A 9,289-nucleotide genomic window follows, 5' to 3' on the forward strand; every position below is an offset into this window, starting at 1 on the left:
GGGTTAGGGGGCTGTGGCGATCAATGCCGAGCCAACGTGTTGCCAGTCTTCATTCATCAAGGTGGCATGCAGGTCGGCAGCCTTGAGCAAGGCGTTGGCGGAGAGGCCGGTGAGCCTGACGGCTTCATGGCAACGCAGGAGCCAGTCCAGGTCGGCCAGGGTCTTCACCTGTTTGGCAGGCAGGGATTCAACGAGCAGGTTGATTTCATCGACATCCCACTTGAGCAATGCGGCCAGTTGCGAAGTGCAAGCCCCATCGTGAGATACGGCGGAGCCTTCAACGGAGGATGAATTGGCGCGCTGCAAATAAGCGAGCACGCTGTCCTGGGCCAGTCCGTAGGTGCTGAGGCAATGGGCAAAGCGTTGCAGCAGGTACAGCGTGCTCAGCGTCAGCTTGAGCAGCGAGGCCGCGGTGTGGTCCGGGCTCAGCCAGTGCGGATGGAGCACAAAGGCCTGCAAGGCCTCACGGCTCACTGCCAGCCCCAAGGACACTTCGGCATCCGGCAGGCTCAGCAGTACATGTTTGTGCAGCTCCGTGGTGGATTCGGCAGTGGCGGTTCGGGCAATTTGTCGAACCACGAGTTTGCGCCATTGCAGGTACGCGGCGGCGTCACCGGCAAGGTGTGAGGGGGCGTTGAGCAGCGTGTCGATGTTTGCTTTCAGCGGCTGCATTTGTTGGTAGAACGCGCCGAGCTTCTTGGTCACTGCCTGTTTGGCATCGCTGTGCAGAGCCGTGTTGCGTTCTGGGTTGAGGCTCAGCGTCTGGGCTTCGATAAGCTGTACCAGCCCATTGGGCAATTCTTTGGGCGGCGCGGGCTTGAGCAGCGGTTGGCTGTGCAGCAGCCCTTGTACGATGAGGGCATGCCAGGCAATGGGCGCCGCTTTGGTGTCAGGCTCGGGCTGGGGCAATGACAGGTCAGCGAGGTCTTCTTGCGCCAACAGGCCATGCTGAGTCAGTTCGACCACCTCATCGAGTTGGGTGATGTACGTCTGCACGTGGGGCGGTGGGGATTGGGCATCCAATAGCAGTTGACGACGAAGCTGATCAACCGTTTGACCCGTGTCGTTGAGCCAGCGGACCAGCCAGTCCATTTGCATCAGCACATCGAGCAGGTCGGCAGGGGCATTGACGCCCGAGCGACGCAGGCTCGGGTTGACCAGTTGGGTGGTGTAATCCTTACCGCCCAGCAGCGCCGCCATATGGTAGCTGTCGAGCACTGACAGCCCGAACATCCGCGCGATCCGGGTTTGGCGATACAGCGCGCTATAAAACGTCAGCGTCGGGCAAGCAGCGGGTAGATGCAGGCGGGCCTGCTTGATCAGCCAGTGCAACGAGGCCGGGGTGTCGCTCAGGTGCAGGCCGGTGCAGAGCTGGTGGCGCAGGGTTGTCGGGATTTCCTCCCTCAACGCCAGGGTCGGCCTGTCCAGCGTCAATGCCTGGCCTGGCAACGGGCCGGGGTTGAACAGCTGGTCGTACAGTGACAGACGAGTGCCGGGTGCCCACACCGGTATCTCATCCAGCACGGCCGCAAAGGCTTGCAATGAAAGGCTGTAGCGGCGCTCCAGATAGCGATAGACACCCAGTGCGCGCAGGGTATTGTCGTTGGCGGGCCGCGCCGGGTCGCCCTCGTGTTCACGGCGCACCACGCTCGTCGACAGCGCGTCGAGTACGTCGAAGGGCAATTGCGTCCAGCGTTGCAGGCGGATCATTCGGTGCAGGCGCTGGTAACGTTCCCACGACGTATTGAGCAGGCGCGCACCACCCTTGTCCTGCGCAGTGATCGACAGGGGCGACTGGGTCGCGCCGGCCTCGGTGATCGGCCCGTTCACGTACGCGGCACCGTCGTGCAGGCGCAGCTTGGCCCGCGGCGTTGGCAGGGCGCTTGCCAGGACATTGCCCGACAGCACCGGCACATACTTGCCGCAGGCCAGTAGTGCTTCGGTCTGATCGGCGGTGAGTCCGGTTTTTTGCAACCAGTGGGGCAACTCCTCAAGGGGCTGCGCCTGGGTGCCATAGTGCTGGGTAAAAAAATCCTCTGCCTGTACGTCTCCCGTTCTTTTTAAAAAAGGCTCCGTCAATAACACCTGCTGGGCAGGGCTCAGCCCGGACAGCAAACGTTGCGCTTCATAGGCCTCGTGCCTGACCACGCCGTAAGTGTTTTGCGCGCGCTGGCTGGTGGGCAGCTTGAGGCTGATGCGGTAACTGAGTTCGCCCAATTGTGGCTTGTTGCCGGACAAACCGAGCCAACACTGGCGATGCGCACGTTCGAACGGCAGCACGAAGGGGAAACGTTGCTTGCCGAGCACCTCATCAAGTGAGCGACCGCGGTATTCACGAGGGGTTTTTTTGAGGTGAGCGTCAATCTGGCGGGACAGGGTTTCGTTGATCATCGAGAGTTGAGGAATCACAGCGCTGAGGCTGCGTTCGTCCAGGGGCAGCGTCTTGAGTTCGGGGCGTCGCTGGTCGAGGGTGACCTTGGGCTGTTTGCCTTTACCGCTTTTTTCCAGCGCTTGGGCAAACAGGTATAACGCCTTCAGGTAGGCGATCGGGGAGTCGATTGCCGCCATGGAAGAGGCCGAACACAGCAGGTGCCAGTCCTCTTTGAACAGGTGGGTATAGGTGGGGGAGTGCGTGTCCATTGTGATGAATCTCCTGAAAGCCCCCGGCCACTGCCAAGGGCAATGGCACGCTAGCATGGGGCGCCAGGCCGGCTCGGTCGGCCGGATCGCTGAGTGAGCGAGGAGAAATCATCGGTGCAAATCGATAGCGCGACAGGGCCTGTGGGTCACTGTCGCGCGAACTTTGCTGCGAGGAGGTAGCCGTTACGCGGCCAGCGGTTTTTTCGCCATGGCTTTTTTGTGCGCGGCCTTCATCGCTTCCATCTCGGCCCCCAGCTCTTCGAGCAGCGCTTTACCCAGCAGTTTCTTGGCCTGGGGGAACATCTCGGTTTCTTCTTCTTCGATATGGTGCTCAAGCAGCTCCTTGACCACTTTGACCCGACCGGAAAACTCGGTGGACGATGGGTCGGTCTTTTTCAAGTCCGGTAGTACCAGCGAGTCGACGGTGCGGTGCTCTTCCTTGGCTTCGTGGTACATGATGTCCTGTTCCTTGCCACCCGCTTTCCTGAACGCGGGGTAGAGGATTTCTTCTTCAAGTTGGGTGTGCAGGGTGACTTCCATTTCAAGTTTGGCCAGCAACTCGGTGCGCTTTTTCACCCCGCGTTCAGTGGATTCGCTCAACTGGGTCAGCAGGGTCTTGACGCGTTCATGGTCGGCTTTGAGCAGGTCGATGGCATTCATAGGTAACCTCACGGGGGTGGGCGGGCGTGTCGAAGTGCACGCCTCGTGGTGAGGAAGGTTGCATCAGGCGTACCAACTTTTATGGTTATAAATCATCTTTAAAATCAGATGGTTATATTTTCATGTGCGCTTGTCGGTCGTGCAGCTTGCATGGTCGGGCCGCGTTGAGGTTGCACAACGCACAGCCGGTTGCTGACACTCCAGCGCAACGGGGGGCCATAAAGTGGGCCCAGGAAAATTCTAATGGAACCCTTGGGGCATCTGCTTGACCTAACGCTTAGACTTCAGGAGGTGAATCATGCAAATTGAATATATCTGGATCGTATTGGCGGTGGTTCTGCTGCTCTTGGAACTCTGGGCGATCAATATCGTTTTGCGCAGCACTGGCGGATGGGAGACCAAGGGGTTGTGGGTCGTGGTGCTGGTGTTCGTGCCGCTGCTGGGGTTGATTGCGTGGGCAATGTTCGGACCCAAGCGTGAAATGGCGCAGCAGCGTAAAAGCTGAAGCGGTGAGTGATAAAAAACAGGCGCCCATGGGGCGCCTGTTTTCATTGCGCTAAGCCGATCAGCCGCCGATGGCCTTGGCAATCGCCTGATTGAACGCCGATAGGTCGTCCGGCGTGCGCGAGGTGATCAAGGTCCAGCCATTGGCCTGGCACTCTTTAACCTCGGCATCCACTACGCTGGCCGCGCCGGCGTTTTCAAGGTCGATGCGCACGCTTTTATAGGCGGTCAGGGTTTTGCCCTTGACCACGCCAGCGTCGATAAGGGTCCATGGCCCGTGACAGATCGCCGCGATGGTCTTGCCGGCCTGCACGAACTCATTGATCAGGCGCAGTGCGGCAGTATCCTGGCGCAGCGTATCGGCATTCACTGTGCCGCCCGGGATGACCAGCGCATCGAAGTCGGCGCTGACAACATCCGACAGTTGCACGTCTGATTCCACGGTCTGGTCCTTTTCCGTGTCGCCGACAAATGTCTGGGTAGTGCCGCCTTTGCTGGAGGCGTGCGTCACGGTCGCGCCGTAGCCACGCAGCGTTTCCAGAGGCTTGAGCAACTCGTCGCGCTCGATGCCGGTGTTGGAGGTGATGACGAGGATGTGCTTGCCGTTGAGTTGCGAGCTCATGGTCGAGTGTCTCCTTGGGTCATGGATGGTTTAATGGGCGTATTTGGTTTGCAGTTCCTTGGCCATTTTCAGGTGGGCTTCAAGGGTGGGCAGGGTCTTGGTGGCGAAGGCTTTCAGCTCGGGATTGTCCGAGGAGGCCGCTTCTTTCTTGAACAGTTCGACGGTTTTTTCATGGGCCGCTACCTGGTTGTTGGCATAGGCCTTGTCGAAGGATTCATCGCGCATTTCCAGGATGGCTTTCTTCGCCTGGTCGGTGAGCGCGGCGTCATCGGGTACTTCGATATCGAGTTTTTTCGCCAGGGCCATCAGTTCCTGATTGGCCTTGGTGTGGTCTGTGACCATATGCTGGGCGAAGGTCTTTACGTCCGCCGAGCTGCTTTTTTCCAGGGCCAGCTTGCCCGCTTCCACCTCGGTGATACCGCCCTCGGCGGCGTTGTCGACAAAGTCGTTGGAGGTCGCCGCCATCGCGGTGGAAATCGAGCCTGCAATCAGCATGAAGGTAAGGCCCATCGGTTTCATCAGTCGAGTTTTCATGGTGTCTCTCCTTGGAAATGGCGGGATGCCGTTACCTGACTGTTGAATCGAGAGGTGGGTAAAAGGTTTAAATTTTTTTGCGCTTTTTTGCCCAGTGGTGAGGCGAGGCAATTGACTTGAACCAATCCGGATTCCCAGGGTTCTGCTGCATAGGGCCGCCATCTCAGGGGCCTGCCACTGCCAGGAGGATTGCACTGTGACTGATCATAAAACCGCCGATAAAACCCCCGACCCCGTCAGCTCTGAAGACGCGCAAAAAGGTAATGCCCAGGCCACCAAAGGGCAGACGCTTGAACCTGCAAACCCCAAGACTGACACCATTGACAAAGTCGTGACGCCGACCTCGATCAAGGACATTGAACGGCAAACGGATGCAATCAACGAAAAGCTCAACAACGGGCGTTGAACCTGCTGAGTTGATTGGCGGCGAGGGAGCTTGCTCCCGTGGTGGCGAAAGCTGCCACTGCTGCTTTTTATAAATAAATATAATAATTAGCTTAGATTAAAATGTGCTTTTTATTATTTATGACCATCCCCTAGTCTTGCCTGGAAGTCCCCTAAGGCCATCCAGGAAGATTTGCCATGAGTAGCGTCACGCCGATTTCCAGTGTCTTGAGCAACGTGCGCCAGCGGGTCACACCGCAAGAGTGGGAGGTGCGGGTCAAGTTGGCCGCGGCCTACCGACTGGCGGCGTTGTACAAGTGGACCGATCATATCTACACGCATTTCTCAGCGCGGGTGCCAGGGCCCGAAGCGCATTTCCTGATCAATGCTTTCGGGCTGTTGTTCGACGAAATCAGCGCCTCCAACCTGGTCAAGGTCGATCTGGACGGCACCATCGTCGATGACCCCACGGGCCTGGGGATCAACTACGCCGGCTATGTGATCCACAGCGCCATCCACGGCGCACGCCATGATTTGCAAGCGGTGCTGCACACCCACACCCGCGACGGTATTGCGGTGTCGGCGCAGAAGCAGGGGTTGTTGCCGATCTCCCAGCACGCTATCGCATTCTCGGGGCGTGTGGCTTACCACGGTTACGAAGGGGTGGCGCTGGACCTGGACGAGCGTGAACGGCTGGTGGCGGATTTGGGCGACAAGAGCGTGATGATCCTGCGCAACCACGGCTTGTTGACGGGCGGCGTCAGCGTCGAGCATGCCTTCCAGCAACTACAAAGCCTGGAGCGGGCCTGCAACATCCAGATTGCGGCACAGGCAGCGGGGAATGCCGAGTTGATCTTCCCACCCGCAGAGGTGGTGGCCAAAGTCGAACAGCAGGCCAAGGTGTTCAGCAATGGCGAAGGCCCGGGCGTGGCGCGGCATTGGAATGCGCTGGTGCGCCAGCTTGAGCGTACCGATACCGACTACAAGAACTGAGTCGGATGTGGATTGGATTGTTCCCACGCTCTGCGTGGGAACACAGCCCAGGACGCTCTGCGTCCCTAAGCGTGACGCGGAGCGGCACACGAGGCATTCCCACGCAGAGCGTGGGAACGATCATCAAAACCTCACGTCAAGGCGATAGTTGACGCGTTGCTGTGCGGCCCGACGGTACTGGCACGGTCCGCCAGGTAACGCGCCGGCGGTTGGCCCATGGCCTTGCGGAACATGGTGATAAACCCGCTGGCATTTTCATAACCCAGGTCCAGCGCCACGCTCTGCACACTTTCGCCGTTGGCCAGGCGCTGCAGTGAAAGGATTACATGCAACTGCCGGCGCCAGCGACCGAAGCTCAGGCCGATCTCTTCCAACAACAGGCGGGTCATGCTGCGTTCGCTCATGCCGATGCGCACGGCCCATTCGCCCAGGGTGGATTTATCGCCGGGGTTGGCCAATAAGCTGTTGGCCAGCCGATGCAAGCGGGGGTCTTGGGGCATCGGCAAATGCAGGGCTTCGATGGGGGCCTGGGCCAGCTCGTCGAGTAACGTCGCCACCAGGCGGCCCTGGGCGCCGTCTTCGTCGTAGAGCTGCGGGAAGCTGACCGCCTTGCCGATCAATTCGTGCAGCAATGGCGACACCGACAGCGTGCAACATTGCCGGGGCAGGGCGCTGGCGGCGTTCGGGTTGATCAACAGGCAGTACACATCCGCTTCGCCGGCACCGCGTGCCGCGTGGGTTACTCCGCCGGGAATCCACAATGCGCATTGCGGCGGCACGATCCAGATACCCGCCTCGATCACACAATGCACCACGCCGCGCAAGGTGTAGATCAATTGCCCGTGTTGATGGTGGTGAGGGGTATGTTCCCAGCGTTCGGACGTACTCGAGGCGCCCACTGCAACAATCGAGCGAGGGATCGCGGCGGCGTCGCGGACCCGGCAGGGGTCGTACTGGTCGAGGCGGTGATGAACCATGGTGAGAACTGCCTTGGCTGGATTGCGAAACATTCTGGCTATTCTGTGCAATGCTGTCCAGCGCCACGCGCCCTATGATGAGAATCAATCTCATCAAAGGAGCTTTGCCATGCGACTCGACAGTTCAACTTTCCCGGTGGTGAAAATCTTTTTCGACGCGCCTAGCGAAGGTGCGCCGGAAGACGCCTTCCTGACCTTCGAACGTCTGCTGGCCCGTGAGCAGCCCTTCTTGCTGCTGCACGAAAAAGCCGTGGATGAGAACAATCACGAACACGCCCACGAAGAGCGCAAGCGCGCGTCTATCTGGATGAAGAAAAACAAGGCTGCCTTGCGTGCCTACGTCAAAGGCATGATCCAAGTGGAGCCCAGCGCTGCCAAGCGCCTGGCCCTCAAGCCCTTTGCCGTGACGTTCGGCAAGGCCTGGGGTTACCCGCTGCTGGTGGTGGAGTCCAAGGATCGCGCCTGGGCGTTGGCCCAGGATGTGCTGGATACAGAAGTGTCGGATGTGGCGCATTTCTGAGCCTGGCCAAAGCTCGACAGCGTCCACAATTGAACTACCTTGATTGACGAGCCTTCCCACTCGGTATTCAAGCATGCGCACTTTATGGACGCGGTACCTGGCGTTGCTGGAAAACGACCTGAGCACGCAGATTTTCGACAATGTTAAAAATCTGTTGGTCTGCGCATTGTTGTTTGCGGCGGGGACCAACGCGCTGGTGGGACCGCGCGAGTTGCTGATCGGTATCTTCGCCTCCAGCGTCGCGGGCTGGGGCTTGATTGTGCTGTCGACGGTGCTGATGCTGTTGAACGTCAGCGACGGCATTCGCCGCCTGGCCAAATTGCGTTATCACTTGGCGTTGCAACTGTTGTTGATCCTGATCTACGTGGTGATTGCCGAGCGGGTGGTAGAGATTGTGTGGGTGTTGCGCGCCCATTGACGTATCCTCCGCGCCTCGTTTACCACTGATTCGAACAAAGATGACAGGACAAGCTATGCAGGCGCTGCTGGAGTCGATCCTCGACGAAGTGCGCCCCTTGATCGGCCTCGGCAAAGTCGCCGATTACATTCCCGCGCTGGCCGACGTGCCCGCCAACCAACTCGGCATCGCGGTATACGGCAACGACGGCACGGCCTACTGCGCTGGAGATGCAGACACGCTGTTTTCGGTGCAGAGCATTTCCAAGGTCTTCAGCCTGGTGCAGGCCATCGACCATGGCGGCGAATCCATCTGGGAACGCCTGGGCCACGAGCCCTCGGGGCAGCCGTTCAACTCCATGGTGCAGCTGGAATTCGAACGTGGCCGCCCGCGCAACCCTTTTATCAACGCTGGCGCGCTGGTGATCTGCGACATCAACCAGTCACGCTTCGCCGTGCCGATTCTGTCGATGCGCGACTTTGTACGGCGCCTGTCGGGCAACCCGCAGATCCTGGTCAATAGCGTTGTGGCCGAGTCGGAAGCCCAGCACGGTGCGCGCAATGCGGCCATGGCCTACCTAATGAAGTCTTTTGGCAACTTCCACAATGATGTGGACGCGGTGCTGCACAGCTACTTCAACTATTGCGCGTTGCAGATGAGCTGCCTGGACCTGGCCCGAGCATTCAGCTTTCTGGCCAATGAAGGCGTGAGTGCCCACAGTGGCGAGCAGGTGCTGACGGCGCGCCAGACCAAGCAGGTAAACTCGATCATGGCCACCAGCGGCTTGTACGACGAGGCGGGCAACTTTGCCTACCGCGTGGGCCTGCCGGGCAAGAGCGGGGTCGGCGGCGGAATTGTCGCGGTGGTGCCGGGGCAGTTTACGGTGTGCGTATGGTCGCCGGAGTTGAACGCAGCGGGCAACTCGCTGGCGGGGATGAAGGCGTTGGAATTGTTGAGTGAGCGGATTGGGTGGTCGGTGTTTTGAGATCGTTCTCTCTGTGGGAGTTGGCTTGCCTGCGAAAGCGGTGGTTCAGTTGAAGAATCATTGACTGACAGGT

The 9,289-nt window shown here is 59.3% G+C and carries 11 protein-coding genes; 6 read left to right on the forward strand and 5 right to left on the reverse strand.

Going from position 1 to position 9,289, the window contains the following annotated elements:
- Positions 1-3: 3 nt before the first annotated feature.
- A complete protein-coding gene (locus BT199_RS04915; protein WP_072434043.1) occupies positions 4-2,640 on the reverse strand; it encodes a Tc toxin subunit A in 2,637 nt (878 codons plus the stop codon).
- A gap of 183 nt (positions 2,641-2,823) precedes the next feature.
- Entirely contained in the window at positions 2,824-3,300 is a 477-nt protein-coding gene (locus BT199_RS04920) for a hemerythrin domain-containing protein (RefSeq protein ID WP_020303041.1), read from the reverse strand.
- 298 nt (positions 3,301-3,598) lie between these two features.
- Between BT199_RS04920 and BT199_RS04925 the strand changes: the two genes are divergently transcribed.
- Entirely contained in the window at positions 3,599-3,805 is a 207-nt protein-coding gene (locus BT199_RS04925) for a PLDc N-terminal domain-containing protein (RefSeq protein WP_003191730.1), read from the forward strand.
- A 60-nt stretch (positions 3,806-3,865) separates the two neighbouring features.
- Here BT199_RS04925 and BT199_RS04930 read toward each other — a convergent pair whose 3' ends face one another.
- Together BT199_RS04930 and BT199_RS04935 are read right to left on the reverse strand one after the other, a co-directional pair.
- The gene (locus tag BT199_RS04930; RefSeq protein ID WP_072434044.1) at positions 3,866-4,426 is read right to left on the reverse strand and encodes a type 1 glutamine amidotransferase domain-containing protein; all 561 of its coding nucleotides are present in this window, start codon (positions 4,424-4,426) and stop codon (positions 3,866-3,868) included.
- A 30-nt stretch (positions 4,427-4,456) separates the two neighbouring features.
- A complete protein-coding gene (locus tag BT199_RS04935; protein WP_020303039.1) occupies positions 4,457-4,960 on the reverse strand; it encodes a DUF4142 domain-containing protein in 504 nt (167 codons plus the stop codon).
- Between the two features lie 196 nt (positions 4,961-5,156).
- Between BT199_RS04935 and BT199_RS04940 the strand changes: the two genes are divergently transcribed.
- Complete coding sequence (locus BT199_RS04940) at positions 5,157-5,366, forward strand: hypothetical protein (protein ID WP_014718794.1); 210 nt, start codon at positions 5,157-5,159, stop codon at positions 5,364-5,366.
- A gap of 176 nt (positions 5,367-5,542) precedes the next feature.
- Positions 5,543-6,337 carry a class II aldolase/adducin family protein gene (locus tag BT199_RS04945; RefSeq protein ID WP_058410543.1) on the forward strand — a complete coding sequence of 265 codons (795 nt, stop codon included), beginning with the start codon at positions 5,543-5,545 and terminating at the stop codon, positions 6,335-6,337.
- Positions 6,338-6,468: 131 nt separating this feature from the next.
- On the opposite strand, the gene BT199_RS04950 is transcribed toward BT199_RS04945, so the two are convergent.
- Positions 6,469-7,314 (reverse strand): AraC family transcriptional regulator, encoded by an 846-nt coding sequence (locus tag BT199_RS04950; protein ID WP_038452182.1) that lies wholly within the window; start codon positions 7,312-7,314, stop codon positions 6,469-6,471.
- Between the two features lie 109 nt (positions 7,315-7,423).
- Here BT199_RS04950 and BT199_RS04955 point away from each other — a divergent pair, with 109 nt between their 5' ends.
- From BT199_RS04955 to glsB, 3 genes are all read left to right on the forward strand, one after another.
- Positions 7,424-7,834 carry a hypothetical protein gene (locus BT199_RS04955; RefSeq protein WP_038450419.1) on the forward strand — a complete coding sequence of 137 codons (411 nt, stop codon included), beginning with the start codon at positions 7,424-7,426 and terminating at the stop codon, positions 7,832-7,834.
- Positions 7,835-7,907: 73 nt separating this feature from the next.
- On the forward strand, positions 7,908-8,252 hold the full coding sequence (locus BT199_RS04960) for a hypothetical protein (protein ID WP_014718790.1): 345 nt from the start codon (positions 7,908-7,910) through the stop codon (positions 8,250-8,252).
- A 55-nt stretch (positions 8,253-8,307) separates the two neighbouring features.
- Positions 8,308-9,216 carry a glutaminase B gene (gene glsB / locus BT199_RS04965; RefSeq protein WP_014718789.1) on the forward strand — a complete coding sequence of 303 codons (909 nt, stop codon included), beginning with the start codon at positions 8,308-8,310 and terminating at the stop codon, positions 9,214-9,216.
- The last annotated feature ends 73 nt before the right edge of the window (positions 9,217-9,289 follow it).

The sequence above is a fragment of the Pseudomonas sp. NFR02 genome (assembly GCF_900119375.1).
Lineage (GTDB): Bacteria > Pseudomonadota > Gammaproteobacteria > Pseudomonadales > Pseudomonadaceae > Aquipseudomonas > Aquipseudomonas paracarnis.

Coding starts and splice junctions, on each gene's coding strand:
- BT199_RS04930 (WP_072434044.1), bottom strand. CDS start 4,426: ATGAGCTCGCAACTCAACGGCAAGCACATCCTCGTCATCACCTCCAAC.
- BT199_RS04925 (WP_003191730.1), top strand. CDS start 3,599: ATGCAAATTGAATATATCTGGATCGTATTGGCGGTGGTTCTGCTGCTC.
- glsB (WP_014718789.1), top strand. CDS start 8,308: ATGCAGGCGCTGCTGGAGTCGATCCTCGACGAAGTGCGCCCCTTGATC.
- BT199_RS04950 (WP_038452182.1), bottom strand. CDS start 7,314: ATGGTTCATCACCGCCTCGACCAGTACGACCCCTGCCGGGTCCGCGAC.
- BT199_RS04960 (WP_014718790.1), top strand. CDS start 7,908: ATGCGCACTTTATGGACGCGGTACCTGGCGTTGCTGGAAAACGACCTG.
- BT199_RS04915 (WP_072434043.1), bottom strand. CDS start 2,640: ATGGACACGCACTCCCCCACCTATACCCACCTGTTCAAAGAGGACTGG.
- BT199_RS04935 (WP_020303039.1), bottom strand. CDS start 4,960: ATGAAAACTCGACTGATGAAACCGATGGGCCTTACCTTCATGCTGATT.
- BT199_RS04945 (WP_058410543.1), top strand. CDS start 5,543: ATGAGTAGCGTCACGCCGATTTCCAGTGTCTTGAGCAACGTGCGCCAG.
- BT199_RS04955 (WP_038450419.1), top strand. CDS start 7,424: ATGCGACTCGACAGTTCAACTTTCCCGGTGGTGAAAATCTTTTTCGAC.
- BT199_RS04920 (WP_020303041.1), bottom strand. CDS start 3,300: ATGAATGCCATCGACCTGCTCAAAGCCGACCATGAACGCGTCAAGACC.